This window comes from Oscillospiraceae bacterium (assembly GCA_009780275.1).
Classification (GTDB): Bacteria; Bacillota; Clostridia; order Oscillospirales; family UBA929; genus WRAI01.
Map to the genome: position 1 here is coordinate 53,971 of WRAI01000001.1, position 15,288 is coordinate 69,258.

14 protein-coding genes are annotated in these 15,288 nt (G+C 51.9%); 9 read left to right on the plus strand and 5 right to left on the minus strand.

From position 1 onward, the window contains the following. The 5 genes from leuB to FWE06_00280 all read right to left on the minus strand — a co-directional run bounded on the left by leuB (window position 1) and on the right by FWE06_00280 (window position 5,324). Entirely contained in the window at window positions 1–1,074 is a 1,074-nt protein-coding gene (gene leuB, locus FWE06_00260) for a 3-isopropylmalate dehydrogenase (GenBank protein ID MCL2545612.1), read from the minus strand. A gap of 140 nt (window positions 1,075–1,214) precedes the next feature. Further along, the gene (leuD, locus tag FWE06_00265) at window positions 1,215–1,703 is read right to left on the minus strand and encodes a 3-isopropylmalate dehydratase small subunit (GenBank protein ID MCL2545613.1); all 489 of its coding nucleotides are present in this window, start codon (window positions 1,701–1,703) and stop codon (window positions 1,215–1,217) included. Window positions 1,704–1,739: 36 nt separating this feature from the next. Further along, window positions 1,740–2,297, minus strand: coding sequence for a chloramphenicol phosphotransferase CPT family protein (locus FWE06_00270; GenBank protein MCL2545614.1), 558 nt, complete (start codon window positions 2,295–2,297; stop codon window positions 1,740–1,742). A gap of 29 nt (window positions 2,298–2,326) precedes the next feature. Next, window positions 2,327–3,586, minus strand: coding sequence for a 3-isopropylmalate dehydratase large subunit (leuC, locus tag FWE06_00275; protein MCL2545615.1), 1,260 nt, complete (start codon window positions 3,584–3,586; stop codon window positions 2,327–2,329). A gap of 73 nt (window positions 3,587–3,659) precedes the next feature. Next, a complete protein-coding gene (locus FWE06_00280) occupies window positions 3,660–5,324 on the minus strand; it encodes a 2-isopropylmalate synthase (protein ID MCL2545616.1) in 1,665 nt (554 codons plus the stop codon). A gap of 763 nt (window positions 5,325–6,087) precedes the next feature. Between FWE06_00280 and aroF the strand changes: the two genes are divergently transcribed. Genes aroF through FWE06_00325 form a run of 9 tightly spaced genes read left to right on the plus strand, consistent with a single transcriptional unit; the run spans window position 6,088 to window position 15,162 of the window. Then, the gene (aroF, locus tag FWE06_00285) at window positions 6,088–7,095 is read left to right on the plus strand and encodes a 3-deoxy-7-phosphoheptulonate synthase (GenBank protein MCL2545617.1); all 1,008 of its coding nucleotides are present in this window, start codon (window positions 6,088–6,090) and stop codon (window positions 7,093–7,095) included. A 27-nt stretch (window positions 7,096–7,122) separates the two neighbouring features. Further along, window positions 7,123–7,833, plus strand: coding sequence for a CPBP family intramembrane metalloprotease (locus FWE06_00290; GenBank protein MCL2545618.1), 711 nt, complete (start codon window positions 7,123–7,125; stop codon window positions 7,831–7,833). 31 nt (window positions 7,834–7,864) lie between these two features. Continuing rightward, window positions 7,865–8,713, plus strand: a complete 849-nt coding sequence (locus tag FWE06_00295; GenBank protein ID MCL2545619.1) for a prephenate dehydrogenase/arogenate dehydrogenase family protein — start codon at window positions 7,865–7,867, stop codon at window positions 8,711–8,713. After that, window positions 8,710–9,768, plus strand: a complete 1,059-nt coding sequence (gene aroB, locus FWE06_00300) for a 3-dehydroquinate synthase (protein ID MCL2545620.1) — start codon at window positions 8,710–8,712, stop codon at window positions 9,766–9,768. Before FWE06_00295 ends, aroB begins: the two co-directional genes overlap by 4 nt. Beyond that, the gene (aroA, locus tag FWE06_00305) at window positions 9,765–11,054 is read left to right on the plus strand and encodes a 3-phosphoshikimate 1-carboxyvinyltransferase (protein ID MCL2545621.1); all 1,290 of its coding nucleotides are present in this window, start codon (window positions 9,765–9,767) and stop codon (window positions 11,052–11,054) included. The genes aroB and aroA overlap by 4 nt, the downstream gene beginning before the upstream one ends. Continuing rightward, window positions 11,047–12,027, plus strand: a complete 981-nt coding sequence (locus FWE06_00310) for a chorismate synthase (protein MCL2545622.1) — start codon at window positions 11,047–11,049, stop codon at window positions 12,025–12,027. The genes aroA and FWE06_00310 overlap by 8 nt, the downstream gene beginning before the upstream one ends. 24 nt (window positions 12,028–12,051) lie before the next feature. Continuing rightward, a complete protein-coding gene (locus tag FWE06_00315) occupies window positions 12,052–12,735 on the plus strand; it encodes a hypothetical protein (protein ID MCL2545623.1) in 684 nt (227 codons plus the stop codon). 34 nt (window positions 12,736–12,769) lie between these two features. Next, the gene (gene pheA, locus FWE06_00320) at window positions 12,770–13,918 is read left to right on the plus strand and encodes a prephenate dehydratase (protein MCL2545624.1); all 1,149 of its coding nucleotides are present in this window, start codon (window positions 12,770–12,772) and stop codon (window positions 13,916–13,918) included. Further along, the gene (locus tag FWE06_00325) at window positions 13,918–15,162 is read left to right on the plus strand and encodes an AAA family ATPase (GenBank protein ID MCL2545625.1); all 1,245 of its coding nucleotides are present in this window, start codon (window positions 13,918–13,920) and stop codon (window positions 15,160–15,162) included. The genes pheA and FWE06_00325 overlap by 1 nt, the downstream gene beginning before the upstream one ends. The last annotated feature ends 126 nt before the right edge of the window (window positions 15,163–15,288 follow it).

The window sequence follows — 15,288 nt, forward strand, 5'->3', positions numbered from 1 at the left end:
CTACACCGCATCCGCAACCAACCGCCCAACTTCCTCCGTGCCCACCAGCGTCTGCGTGGCCGTCGGCCGCAAATCCCCGGTGCGATAGCCTGCCTGCAATACAGACTGCACCGCGCGTTCGATGACATTGGCTTCGTCTTGCAAGTCAAACGTATAACGCAGCATCATAGCTACGGATAATATCGTTGCCATGGGGTTGGCTTTGTCCTGTCCCGCAATGTCGGGCGCAGAGCCGTGTACCGGCTCGTACATACCAAAATTATCGCCGCGCAAACTCGCCGACGGCAGCATACCAATCGAGCCGGTAATCATGCTCGCCTCGTCGGACAAAATATCGCCGAAGATATTGCTGGTTACAATTACGTCAAACTGCTGCGGGGCAACCACCATTTGCATGGCGGCATTGTCGATGTACAAGTGGCTGAGCTCAACTTCGGGATACTCTTGCGCGACCTGTTCAACGACTTTGCGCCACAGCCGTGAGCTTTCAAGCACGTTGGCCTTGTCTACGCTGGTAAGTTTTTTGCCGCGTTTCATCGCCATATCAAACGCCACGCGTGCAATGCGCTCAACCTCGCCGACGGCATATTGCTCCACGTCATACGCCGCTTGCCCCAACGGTGTTTCTTTGTAGCCGCGTTCGCCGAAATAAATGCCGCCCGTCAGTTCGCGTACAATAACGATGTCCAAGCCGCCGCGCACAATTTCGGGCTTAAGCGGACAAGCGTCTGCGAGTTCGTCAAACAGTATCGCGGGGCGGATGTTAGCAAACAGCCCAAGTTCTTTGCGCAAGCCAAGCAATGCGCGTTCGGGGCGTTGGTCGCCGGGCAATGTGTCCCACTTCCAGCCGCCGATGGCGCCGAGTAGTACAGCGTCGGCGTTACAGCAAGTTTCCAGCGTTGCGTCGGGCAACGCCGTGCCGTGCGCGTCAATCGCGCACCCGCCTGCAAGCGCGTGGGTGTATGTAAACGTGTGGTCAAACTTTTTGCCGACTGCGTCAAGCACGCGCAGAGCCTGCGTTGTGATTTCGGGACCAATGCCGTCACCGGGGATGATAGCTAGATTGATGTTCATGGTGGGTTCCTCCTGCAAATATCGTGCCACGGGCACGGGAAAATCACCCGTCCTGCGGGACACCCTCTTTAACAAAGAGGGCAAGGTATGCCGCTTGCGTAGCAACTCCGCAGAGGCGGGTGATTTTCCCCGTTGGCCCCTTACATCTTCGCCTTAATCGCCGCAAGCAGTCCGCCGGCTTTAATAATCTCTTGAATAAACGGCGGAAACGGTACAGATTGATACGTTTCGCCTTTGGTAACATTGGTAATCACGCCGGTATCGAAATCAACTTCAACTTCGTTGCCGGCATCAATGCCGACGCTTGCCGCCGGGCATTCGAGAATCGGCAGCCCGATATTGATGGCGTTGCGGTAAAAAATACGCGCATAGCTTGCGGCGATAATGCACGACAATCCGCTTTCTTTCAGCACAATCGGCGCGTGTTCGCGTGACGAACCGCAACCAAAATTTTGCCCGCCGACCATAATATCGCCTTGCTTGACCTTGGACGCAAAACTCGCGTCAATGTCTTCCATAGCGTATTTCGCCAGCTCTTTCATATCGGAAATTTGCAAATATCGCGCGGGGATAATCACGTCGGTATCGACATTGTCGCCGTATTTATGGGTTGTTCCTTTGACTGTCATGTGGGTGCTCCTTTGTTAAGTTTTTGTTGATAATGCTTATTTGGTACGTTTCACCCAAAGTGTCTTAAAAGCTTGAAAATTATCGGAGCTACCTAACAATGCGATAATCTTGTCTGCACATTCATCCGTAGTGCTTGCGTGGGTGTCAACTTTAATATCATAAGTATTGCATAAAGGATGCAGCTCTGACAGTTGGCTTATTGCAAGACCAAGTTCTCTGTCGCCACGCTCTTTTTCCCTTCTTGCAAGCTCTTCTGAAGGACAAGTTACATGAACAAAAAGCGCGGGAGCGTCATGAAACAACGCAATCATTTTATCCAGCCAAATGTCATCATCCATTACTGTGTCTATAATCACGCCCATCCCTAAATTGGAATACATTATTGCAGAGTGATACATCGCATAGATTGAATCAATCCACGCCCACTCATACTCATCTTCGTCAAACATATATTTTGCAGGAGTCATTTCCCTAAAAATATCTTCCGAGAACCAGTAATATGGTTTATTCAATTTCTCCTGCAAGGTCTTCGACAAGGATGTTTTCCCTGCGCTTGACACTCCATTTAGAATAATGATTTTCCCTTTGCTCATATTGCTCCTCCTGCACAAAATATAAACTTCTACACCCCCCGCGGGTCGCTGATTTTGCCTGTTAGGGCGCTTGCGGCCGCAACGCTCGCACTCGCCAGATACACTTCACTCTCTACGTGCCCCATGCGCCCGACAAAGTTTCGATTTGTTGTTGCCACGCAGCGTTCACCCGCCGCCATGACACCCATGTGACCGCCCAAACACGGCCCGCATGTCGGTGTCGACACCACGCAACCCGCCTCGATAAAAGTGCGGATGTAGCCTTTTTCCATCGCGTCAAGGTAAATTTGCTGCGTACCGGGGATAACAATGCAGCGCACACCTTTTGCCACTTGCTTGCCCGCCATAATTTCGGCGGCGATTCGCATATCTGACAACCAGCCGTTTGTGCAAGAACCAATCACCACTTGATCAATCGCCACATCGCCGACGTCGACGATCGCGCGCGTGTTTTCAGGCAAATGCGGGAACGCAACCGTGGGTTCAAGCGTTGACAAATCAATATCAATCGTGCGCACGTACGGCGCATCGGGGTCGGGCGTGTAAATGGTGTAATCGCGCTTAACGCGCCCGTTCATGTACGCAACTGCTACGTCATCAACAGGGAAAATGCCGTTCTTTGCGCCGGCCTCGATTGCCATATTGGCAATGCACAAACGGTCGTCCATGGTCAAACTCGCCACACCGTCGCCTGTGTATTCCAAACTTTGGTACAGCGCGCCGTCAACGCCGATTAAGCCAATCAAGTGCAAAATAACGTCCTTGCCGCTAACATGCGGGCGCAATTTGCCCGTTAAGCGCACTTGAATACCGTCGGGTACTTTGAACCATGCTTCGCCTGTCGCCATACCGGCGGCTAAGTCGGTCGAGCCGACACCGGTGGAAAAGGCACCCAACGCGCCGTATGTACAGGTGTGTGAGTCGGCCCCGATGATACATTCGCCGGCCGCAACAATGCCTTGTTCGGGCAGCAGGCAATGTTCGATACCCATTGCGCCTACGTCGTAGAAGTGCTCAACATTGTGTGCGCCGGCAAATTCGCGGCAAGTTTTGCAATTTTCGGCAGACTTAATGTCCTTGTTGGGCGTAAAGTGGTCCATTACCAGCGCGACTTTGGTTGGGTCAAAGACCTCGGTAAAGCCGGCGGCTTTGAATTCGCGGATAGCAACGGGTGCGGTGATGTCGTTGCCCAGCACCAAATCGAGTTTGGCGTTGATGAGTTGCCCGCCGTGTACTTCATCAAGTCCGGCGTGAGCGGCGAGAATTTTTTGTGTCATAGTCATTGGCATGGTGGTCGCTCCTTTCAGCTGCAAAATAAAAAGTAAGAAATTTTATGTATGGGCGATTGTCAATGGGCTGATTTCAACTATTCCCCAACTCCAACCGATTCACCGCTGACAGCAACGCGCGCAATGTCGCTTCGGTCACGTCGCTGTCTGCACCTACGCCCCAAACGTCGCGGCCTTTGCAGTCGCAAAGTTTGACGTAAGACACCGCTTGCGCGTCCGAGCCGCTGCCCAGTGCGTGCTGGCTGTAATCCTTAAAACTAAACGTGCGGTGCGGCAGTGCGTTAAGCAGCGCATGAGTCAGCGCGTCAATCTGCCCGTTGCCGTTGCCGACGGCTTGGCAAGTCGCGCCGTGAATCTCGGCGGTAATCTCGGCAATCGTTTGCCCTGCGTCGTCTTTGCGCCACTCGTCTTTGGTCACACGCACGGGACTGTTCACATTCACATACTCACGCAAAAATGCTTCGTGAATCTCGGCGGGCGACAACTCTTTGTGCGCTTTATCGGAAATATTTTTAATAAAATATCCCACCTCGGCACGCAACTCCGCCGGAATCTGGTAACCGTAATAATGCCCCAGCACATATGCAATGCCGCCTTTGCCCGATTGGCTGTTGATGCGGATTACATCGCTTTCGTACTCGCGGCTAACGTCGCGCGGATCTAGCGGCAGGTACGGCACATTCCATTCGGCGTTGTCGTCTTGGCGGAACTGCATACCCTTGGCAATCGCGTCCTGATGCGAACCCGAAAACGCCGCGAAAACCAATTTGCCGGCATACGGGTGACGGTCGTTGACGATTAAATTGGTGGCTTGCTCGTATTTGCGCACAATATTCGGCATATCGCTTAGGTCAAGTTGCGGGTCAACGCCGTGGGTGTAGAGATTCAGCGCCATGGTAATGATGTCAACATTGCCCGTGCGCTCACCGTTGCCAAACAACGTGCCCTCAACGCGGTCTGCGCCCGCCAACACGCCCATTTCGGCGGCGGCAACAGCTGTGCCGCGGTCGTTGTGCGGATGGAGCGACACGATTACATTTTCGCGATAACGCAGGTTTTGGCTCATGTACGCAATCTGCCGTGCGTAAACGTGCGGCATGGCGTTTTCAACAGTTGCAGGTAAGTTAATAATCACAGGGCGTTGCTTGCTTGGCAACCAAACGTCAATCACGGCGTTGCAAATATCCAGCGCAAACTGCGGCTCAGTGCCGGTAAAGCTTTCCGGCGAATACTCAAAGCTAAATTGTGTTTCGGGCATTTTTGCCGCGTATTCGTTAAACAATTTCGCGCCGTCAACGGCGATTTGCACAATTTCGTCCTTGCTTTTCTTAAAAACCTGCTCGCGTTGCGCAATTGACGTTGAATTATACAGATGTACAATCACGCGCTTAACGCCGCGAATTGCCTCAAAGGTTTTTTCGATGATATGCTGCCGTGACTGCGTAAGGACTTGGATTGTCACATCGTCGGGGATTAAATCTTGGTCAATCAGCGTACGCAGAAAGGCGTATTCGGTCTCCGATGCGGCGGGGAATCCGACCTCAATTTGCTTGAATCCGACACCGAGCAGGAATTTGTAGTATTCAATCTTTTCGTCCAAACTCATGGGCGTAATCAGCGACTGGTTGCCGTCGCGCAGGTCGACGCTGCACCAAATGGGCGCGGCATTAAGTCGGTCTTGTTTTGTCCAGTCGAGATATTCGCCGGGCGGCAAGTGGTATTGCGGCTTGTATTTCATGTGGGTATCCTCCTGGTTGTGGGATTTGGTGCGTGGGGGCACAAAAAAAGTCCTCGCCTCTATGCTCAAGAGACGAAGACATAAAAGCTCCGCGGTACCACTCTTGTTGACGTCTAAACAACGTGTAAAACACGCTATTGCAACGCCCACTCAAAATGTTTGCACTCAGGGGTGAGATACGTAACCACGCCATACGGTCTTGCAGCAACCGACCGCTCTCTGAAACGAAATGTCTTCGTCATGGCGCAACGGTTCGCTTATTCCCGTCACAGTGCAGAATTATTTAGTTGCTTGATAGTATAGCACGAGGACTTGATACTGTCAACCCCCCCATACGATACGATATAATAAAAAGCGCATTACTTAAATACCAAAGTCTGCAAAAAATTTCGCTTGCGAGCGCAGCAGGGGCTTGACAGGCATGACTTGAGTGTGTTATACTACAAACAATCTCAAAAGTAGAGAGGGCATCGTTATGGAGCGTAGCAACGCATTTAATTTTGGTTACTATTACTTTTTTACGAAGTAATGGTAATTTGTGTTGCGTGAACCAAGGCGGATAATCGCGAGCAGCCACACAGATTACACATCTGGGTGGCGATTTTTTTATTCCAGAGCTGCCGAGTAGGTGGCCGACGAAATTGGAGCGCCTGGAAATTTTTGCGTAGTTGGCATAGCCAACGGAGTCGGAAGTTGGAGGACCGAAATTTTGTCGATAAACCGCTATACACGAGGCGTGATAAATACAACAAAGGAGCATTTTATGGTAGTCGTACTTAAACCCGAGGCGTCATCGGCAAAAATTGAACATCTCAAACGCTGGTTGGAAGCCAAACAGCTTATTGTGCGCGAATTTCAAGGGCAGGAGCAATGTGTATTGGGACTTATCGGCGATACTGCGCTGGTTGACATGGACATGCTGCGCAGTCTCGACATTGTCGACTCGGTTGCCGAAATGCGTGAGCCGTTCAAGGCGGCAAGTCGTGCGATGCATCCTGGTGACTCTGTTCTTTCGACAATGGGCGGCGTAAAAATCGGTGGCGGACATTTTGCGCTGATTGCCGGGCCGTGCTCGGTTGAATCGCGCGAACAGGTCACCGAAGTTGCCGAACGTGTTAAAAAGTCGGGGGCAAACTTCTTTCGTGGCGGCGCGTTCAAGCCGCGCACATCGCCGTATGACTTTCAAGGACTGGGCGCCGAAGGCTTGGACCTGCTGATGGAAGTCAAGAAAATCACGGGACTGCCTATTGTTACGGAGTTGATGGATATTCGCAGCCTGTCGTTGTTCGGGCAGGTCGATGTCATTCAAGTCGGCGCGCGCAATACGCAAAATTATGATCTGCTGCGCGAATTGGGCACAGTTCCCAATAGCGTCATTTTGCTTAAACGTGGACTGGCCGGCACGATTAAAGAACTACTGATGAGTGCCGAGTATATCATGGCGAGCGGTAACGAGAATGTCATTCTCTGCGAACGCGGCATTCGGACATATGAAACGGGCTACGCGCGCAATACGCTGGATTTATCCGCTGTGCCGATTTTAAAAAAGCTGACGCATTTGCCGATTGTTGTTGACCCCAGCCATGCGACCGGTCGTGCCGACCTCGTGCCATCAATGGCCGCAGCGGCTGTTGCGGCGGGTGCCGACGGCATTATGATTGAAGTGCACAACGACCCACCCAACGCACTGTGTGACGGCGCGCAATCGCTGACGCCCGAGCAGTTTGACGAGGCGGCTAAGACAATTTTTAAGATTAGGGCGGCGATGTAGCGAATTTATATTTTGTGGAGGCTTGTGATGTACGTTGTATTTCTTCTTTTTGTAATTACAATTACGTTTGTTGTATCAATTTCCAGAGTAGTCAAAGATAAAAAATCGCAGGATGCTATTGTCACTGAAAAAATGCGGAATAAGAAATATTTTGCGGGAATTGTAAGGTTATGGAGTATGACAATCGCAGTTTTTATCATGAGCATTGTAGGTGGCATTAACCTTGCCGACCTAGGGTTTACAACAATGAGTTTCAGCTATAATATTTGGTTCACCTCAATTTCTCTTGGTGTATGCGCCGTAATGCTCATATATCACTTGCACTTGTTAATACGTTCGCTTACAAGCAAAACATTCAGAGACGAAATGAAAAATGATATGGCAGATAGTGGTGCAGGTTCACTTATTCCACGAACAAAAAAAGAAAGACAGATGTTTTCTTTGATGTGTTTTAGTGCCGCCATTTGCGAGGAAATTATCTTTCGGGGTTTTCTGACATTTCTTCTACTCGCAATCATTCCAGACATCCCCATATTACTTGTTGTTTTAATTCCGAGTGCGATATTCGGAATGGGACATCTTTATCAGGGCTTGAGTGGTGTTGTAATGACTGGGGCAACTGGTGCGGGTTTCATGGGTTTATTTTTGGTTACTGGTAGCTTGATTCTTCCCTTTATCCTGCATTTTATATTTAATTTTTCATACGCTTTTGTACTTCCTAAAGAGCAAACAGTATAAACATTTACCACTACACACAAGGAGGCAATTCATGACCAAACCACAAACCATCGGTATAGTCGGCTTAGGCTTAATCGGCGGGTCGCTTGCTAAGGCGTATCAGCGCGTGGACGGCGTGCGTGTGCTTGGCGCAGACAGAGATACGTCTATTATGGAGTTTGCCCGTTTGGCGCAGGCGGTTGATGAAGAATTGACAGATGAGAATATAGCGCAATGTGAATTGCTTTTGCTGGCGACGTATCCGCAAGGCGTGATTGACTGGGTGACGGCGAAGGCGGCGAAAATCGCCAAAGACGCGGTCGTGATTGACTGTACGGGCACGAAAAAGCGGATTTGCGACGCGCTTTTCCCTGTGGCAGCGGCGCATGGCTTTGTCTTTGTCGGGGGTCACCCGATGGCGGGCACGCATCAGTCGGGGTTCAAACACAGCCGCGAAGATTTATTTGACGATGCGCCGATGGTTATTGTGCCGCCTACATTTGGGGATATTCAGCTCTTTGAACGCGTCAACCGGCTGCTCAAACCGATCGGGTTTGGGCGCGTATCGATGACAACGGCAGAGGAGCATGATGAGATCATCGCTTTTACCTCGCAGATGCCGCATATTATCTCCAACGCCTATATCAAGAGCCGCACCGCCGCGCGGCACAAGGGATATTCGGCGGGTTCGTATCGCGATTTGTCGCGTGTAGCGTGGCTGAATGCCGATATGTGGAGCGAATTGTTTGTTGAAAATCGCGATGCGCTGCTGGATGAAATGGACGAGTTTATTTACAGCTTGAAGCAGTATCGTGACGCGCTGAAAGCGAGCGACAGCAAGCGTTTGTGGGCGTTGCTGGAAGAGGGTAGACGGCGTAAGAAAGAGGTAGATGGACCATGACGCGGGTAAATGTGCTAGGCTACGATGTTTTGATTGCACAGGGGTTGCTTGCCGATGTCGGTGAACAAGTCAGGGTCTTGCACCTTAAGGCGACTGCTGGCTGTGAGACAGCGCGCGTTGCGGTGATTACCGATAAGACTGTTGCCGCATTGCATTTGTCAACTGTACGACAGTCGTTGGAAGCCGTAGGCTTTGGCGTGATTGACCATGCCTTTGTGGCAGGTGAAGCGTCTAAAAATGGCGCGACATATCTCGCCTTGCTTGAATGGCTGGCAAGTGAAAAAATCACGCGCAGTGACGTCATTGTTGCGCTTGGCGGCGGCGTGGTGGGCGATTTGGCAGGGTTCGTCGCGGCGACGTACTTACGGGGAATTCCCTGTATACAAGTGCCGACGACGTTGCTGGCGATGGTTGATTCTTCGGTTGGCGGCAAGACGGCTATTGACCTTGCGGCGGGCAAAAACTTGGCGGGCGCATTTTATCAACCAAGCGCAGTGTTATGTGACCCGAACGTGCTTGAGAGCTTGCCGTTGCGGATATATAATGAGGGCATGGCGGAGATTGTTAAGCATGGGGTGATTGCGAGCGCGGCGCTGCTGGAGGTAACGCAGAATGCAGAATGCAGAATGCAGGAAATCATCGCGGCAAGTGTGACCATTAAGCGGGATATTGTGCGGCGGGATGAGTTTGACCGCGGCGAACGGCAGTTGTTGAATTTTGGACATACAGTTGGGCATGCTATTGAGCATTTGAGCAATTTTGCCATACCGCACGGATATGCAGTGGCGATTGGCATGGTGGTGGAAATGAAAGCGGCTGTGGCACAGGGGTTTTGTGCAGTGGAATGTGTGGATGTGCTGCAAGCGCTGTTAGAACGTTTCGATTTGCCGGTACGAACGGACTATACCGCCGAAGCGCTGGCAAATGCCGCATTGCATGACAAAAAACGGACAGGCGGAGACATTACCATCGTTGTGCCGCGCAAACTTGGGCATTGTGAATTGCAAAAAATTTCTGTCGAAAAATTAAAAGATTGGATGGCATTAGGGCTATGACAGTAACGATACAACCGGGCAAAATCGCGGGTGATGTGACGATTATACCGTCGAAGTCGCATCTGCATAGGTTGCTGATTGTTGCAGCGTTAGCGGACGAGAAAACCTTTGTGCGTTCGGGCGCAACGGAGGCGGAAGATGTCGTGGCAACCTGTGCTTGCTTGCAGGCGCTGGGTGCGGAGATTGAGCGGGTAGACGGTGGGTTTTCTGTTATGCCCGTCAATCGCAACCAGTTGCCACAACATGCTGTGTTGCCTGTCCATGAAAGTGGTGCGACACTTCGGTTTATGTTGCCTGTAGTGTGTGCGTTGGGCGTGGCAAGCGAGTTTCGCATGGCGGGACGGCTGCCGCAGCGGCCTATGAAACTATTAGAGGACGTGTTGTCAGCGCATGGGATAGAAATAAGCCGACCGGAGCCGAATATTTTGTGCTGCCAAGGGCAACTACAAGCTGGCCACTATATCTTACCGGGCGATGTATCTTCACAATATATTACAGGGCTGTTGCTTGCCTTGCCGTTGCTGGATGGTGACAGTAAGCTGGATATCGTGCCGCCAATTGAGTCGCAAGATTATATTGAAATGACACTGGAAGCTTTACGTCAATTTGATTGCAACCCAAAATTGACGGGTAATTGCTATGATATTCGTGGCAGGCAAGTGTTCAAAAGCCCCGCAGGCGACGGCGGCTCAAATGAAGTACAAGCCGAGGGTGATTGGTCAAATGCTGCGTTCTGGCTGTGCGCGGGGGCGATGCCGGGTGGGGATATTCGCTTGGCAGGGATGCAGGCGCACAGCCGTCAGGGTGATCGCGGTGTGGCCGACTTGTTGGCTTGCATCGGTGCGCGGCTGTCGTGGCGCGATGAAAGGATTACGGCGAAAGAACACGCACGTCGCGCCTTGACGATTGATGCAACGGATATTCCCGACCTGATTCCCGTGTTGTCGGCCGTTGCAGCGGTAAGTGATGGGGTGACGGTGGTTAAAAATGCCGCGCGATTGCGGCTGAAAGAATCTGATCGTTTGGCGTCGACGGCGGCAACGCTAAACGCCTTGGGCGGACAAGTGACGGAGTTGCCCGATGGATTGGAAATTGTTGGCGTGCCGAGTCTTACAGATGGCACGGTTGACGCATGGGGCGACCACCGCATTGCTATGATGGCAGGAATCGCTTCGGCAGCGTGTGAAGGTGCAGTTACGATCACGGGTGCAGAGGCCGTGGCAAAATCATATCCGCAGTTTTGGAGGGAGTTGGCGCGGCTGGGGAAAGAGGTTACATATGAGTAGTACATGGAAAAACAACCTATCACTATCTATTTTTGGACAGTCGCATGGCGTAGCAATCGGTATGACATTAGACGGTGTTCCGGCGGGCGAGGCCATTGATTTGCAAGCTTTGCAGGCGTTTTTAGATCGCCGTGCGCCGGGGAAATCGCCGTGGAGTACGCCGCGCAAAGAGAGCGATACGCCCGAATTTTTATCGGGGCTGCTTAACGGCAAGACGTGTGGTGCGCCAATTGCGGCGATTATCCGCAACGAAAACACGCGGTCGCAGGATTATGACAACGTGCGAAACATACCGCGCCCGGGGCACGCCGACTTTACCGCGCATGTCAAGTATCGTGGATATCAAGATGTGAGCGGTGGTGGGCATTTTTCGGGGCGGCTGACAGCAGCGTTGTGTATTGCCGGTGGCATTTGTTTGCAAATTTTGGCACGGCGGGGTATTATGATTGAAGCCAAGATTGTCGCGATGGGCGATGTCGATGCCGCGAAGCAAGATGGCGACTCGGTCGGTGGAGTCATTGAATGTACTGTCAACGGATTGCCGGTTGGGCTGGGTGAGCCGATGTTTGATGGCATGGAAAACAAGATTGCCGGTTTGATTTTTGGAATCCCTGCCGTGCGCGGCATTGAATTCGGCACAGGCTTTGCAGCGGCAGCGATGTGCGGCAGCCAGCACAACGACCTGTTTATCTTGGGTGATGACGGCGCAATCAAGACGCAGACAAACCACCACGGCGGTATTCTGGGCGGTATTACATCGGGTATGCCGTTGACATTCCGCGTGGCAATTAAGCCTACGCCGTCGATTGCCAAGGCACAGCAGAGTGTGAATGTAATGACAAACGAGCCGACAACACTTGTCGTCAAAGGGCGGCATGACCCGTGCATTGTACCGCGGGCGGTGCCTTGTGTTGAGGCGGCGGCAGCAGTGGCGGTGCTGGATGCGATGTTAATGCAGAATGCCGCGCCGTAAGCGCAGGGAAATTACGGAGGAAAAATGATGGACGAGTTATTCGACTTACAACCTCTCAAAAGCTACATGCCGCCGAGTTTACCGACATTGGATGCGGGGAAATTGCAACTGCACAAATTGCCGTCGCGTTGGCAGAAGAATGCGGCGGTGATTGTTTGTGCGGGTGTGTTGGGACTATCGGTGTTGACAGGGTGTGTGGGCAGCAGAGATGAGCAAATAGATCCACCGTATATTGGCTATGTTGATTACAGCGCACTAGAAGTGGAATGGGATGTTCAGTTTACATATGGCGGCGGGGGACCAATACCTCATTATGTTGTGCAGTTAACCGAACAAGAAGCGTTAAACATCATCCGCGCACATCTCGAAACAGCAGGGCTTAACTTTGATGCCGTGCCGCTTGAAGGCATGGATTTATTTGATGCTGACAGAGATGTTGGCATTACATATGTGAGTGCCGGGGGTGATTTTGCCGATGCGGTCAGAAATTGGTGGGCGGCACATGATGAAGATATAGTAGTTGGTGTATTTTATAACCGTCCCAGCGAATTATTTGAGGAAATATCGTCAGAACGGGTGGATGGGGAAGAAGTATTCGCGCCACCGTCGGAAGCAGAAATTGACCGTGCGCGCCCGTTTGTTTACCAAGCACTTGTACAGCAAATCCGGGATTTTGTCACCCAACTCCGCGCCGACGGCGTGCTATAATCCATAAAATGAGACAACGAGGAGGAAACGACACATGAAAAACCTAGACCAACTCAGAGGAAAAATCGATCAAATCGACGACGAATTGCTCAGTCTGTTCGCGGCGCGTATGGACACGGTGGCGGACATCGCGGCGTACAAGCGTGAGCAGGGGCTGACGGTGTTGGACAAAAAGCGTGAGAATGTCAAGCGCGGCGCGTTGCCTGAAAAAGTTGCGCCCGAATTGGTGCCGTCAGCGCAAATCCTCTATGATACGCTGTTCGACATTTCGCGGGCGCACCAGAGTGCGACGCGGGTCGAGCATTCGCCGTTGTATAAGGAGATTCAGAGCGCCATTGAAAGCACACCAAACCTCTTCCCGCAGAGTGCAACAGTGGCCTGTCAAGGTGTTGAGGGCGCATATTCGCAGATGGCGGCCGAGCGGCTGTTTAAGCGACCGGAGATTCAGTATCTCAAAACTTTTGAGAGTGTTTTTACCGCCATTGAAAATGGCTTTTGCGATTACGGCCTGCTGCCCATTGAGAACAGCACAGCCGGCTCGGTGACTAAAATTTACGACCTGATGAAGCACCGTGATTTCAAAATTGTGCGCAGTGTGCGGCTGAAAGTTGACCACAACTTGGTGGTACGGAAAGGTGTAAAGCGTGAAGACATTCGTGAAATCTTCTCGCATGAGCAAGCCATTTCACAGTGCGCGGCATTTTTGGAGCAGTTTGGGCAAGACGTTAAGATTACACGCTGCGAAAACACCGCTGCGGCCGCCGAAACGGTAGCGAACTCTGGCCGCAGTGATATTGCTGCTATCTGCTCGCACAGTTGTATCGCGCTGTATGACCTCGATTGCCTTGCCCGCGACATTCAAGATCGTAGCAACAACTACACACGATTTATTTGCATCTCCAAGAAGCTGGAAATCTACCCGGGCGCCGACCGTACCAGTATTATGATGGTGTTGTCGCATAAACCGGGCTCGCTGTACAAAGCATTGGCACGGTTCTACGCGCTGGGCATCAATCTCAACAAACTGGAATCGCGGCCCGTACCCGACCGTGATTTTGATTTTATGTTCTATTTCGATTTGGAAACATCGATTTACGCCGATGAGTTCGCCAAATTGCTCGACAGCTTGCAGGAAATTTGCGAAGAGTGCCAATATTTAGGCAGCTATATCGAGGTGCTGTAATGGTCGACCGCCATCATCTGCGCATTGGGCTGCTGGGGCAGTCGTTAAAGCATAGCTATTCGCCGCAAATTCATGCGGCACTGAGCGGTGCGTACAGCTATGAACTTTTTGAAGTCGAGCCGGGAGATTTGGAAAATTTTATGCAGTGCGCCGATTGGCATGGTATTAATGTCACCATTCCGTACAAACAAGCTGTTGTGTCGTATTGCGACGAGCTATCTAAGGCGGCCAAGTCCATCGGCAGCGTCAACACCATTGTGCGCCGCGCTGACGGCAGTTTGTATGGCGACAACACCGATGCTGCCGGTTTTGCTCTTATGCTGCAAAAAAGCGGCATGACAGTCAGCGGAAGCAAGGCTCTTGTGCTGGGAAGCGGCGGCAGTAGCTTGGCGGTCAGCCATATGCTGCGGCTTTGCGGTGCGCGTGAAGTGGTGACCATTTCACGTCGCGGTGAGAACAACTACGAAAATATTGGCCGCCATGCCAATGCCGACGTGCTTATCAATACCACGCCGCTTGGCATGTATCCTAATGTGGGCACGGCGGCCGTTGATATGCGAAAATTTCCAAATGTAAGCGGGGTGCTGGACATAGTATATAATCCTGCGCGGACAGCATTGATGCTTGATGCTGAGGTGGCGAAAATCCAACATATTTGCGGCGGGCTGCCTATGCTTATTGGGCAGGCGGCGCGGGCAGCCGAGATTTTTACGGAGCAGAGTATTGCAAATGAAACCGTCGATGCTGTGCTGCGTGACATGGAAATCAAGGCGCAGAATATCATTATCATTGGTATGCCAGGCAGTGGAAAGAGCACCATTGCGCGTACCCTGGCCCAGCAGTTAGGGCGGCCGTTGATTGACACCGATACCGAAGTGACCGAGGCCATCGGCATGACGCCGGGCGAGATGATTCAGCGCGAGGGCGAGGATGCTTTCCGCGCGCGTGAGACTGAAGTGCTGGCGCGGTTTGGGAAGCAGACAGGTCTGGTTATTGCCACCGGCGGTGGCGTGGTGACGCGGGAGGAGAATTATCGACATTTGCGTCAAAACGGTGTCATTGTTTTCCTCGAACGTCCTGTCAGTTGGCTGGCGCGTAAAGACCGTCCGCTGTCGCAGGGAGACATCTATCAACTGCACCGTCAGCGTTTGCCGATGTATCGGCGATTTGCCAACGCGACAGTTAAAAATGACGGCAAGCGCGAGGTCGTAGCCGAGGCTGTTTTGCGGGCGTGTTTTCCATGATGCACGGGGCAACGAGGTTATTCCGGCGATGCATTTCCCCTTGGGAAAAATATCAGCGAAGTGCGTCCAAAATCCGGGGGGCTGATAACTGTTTCGGTACGTAAAGATGATGAAATTCGTTGGGGC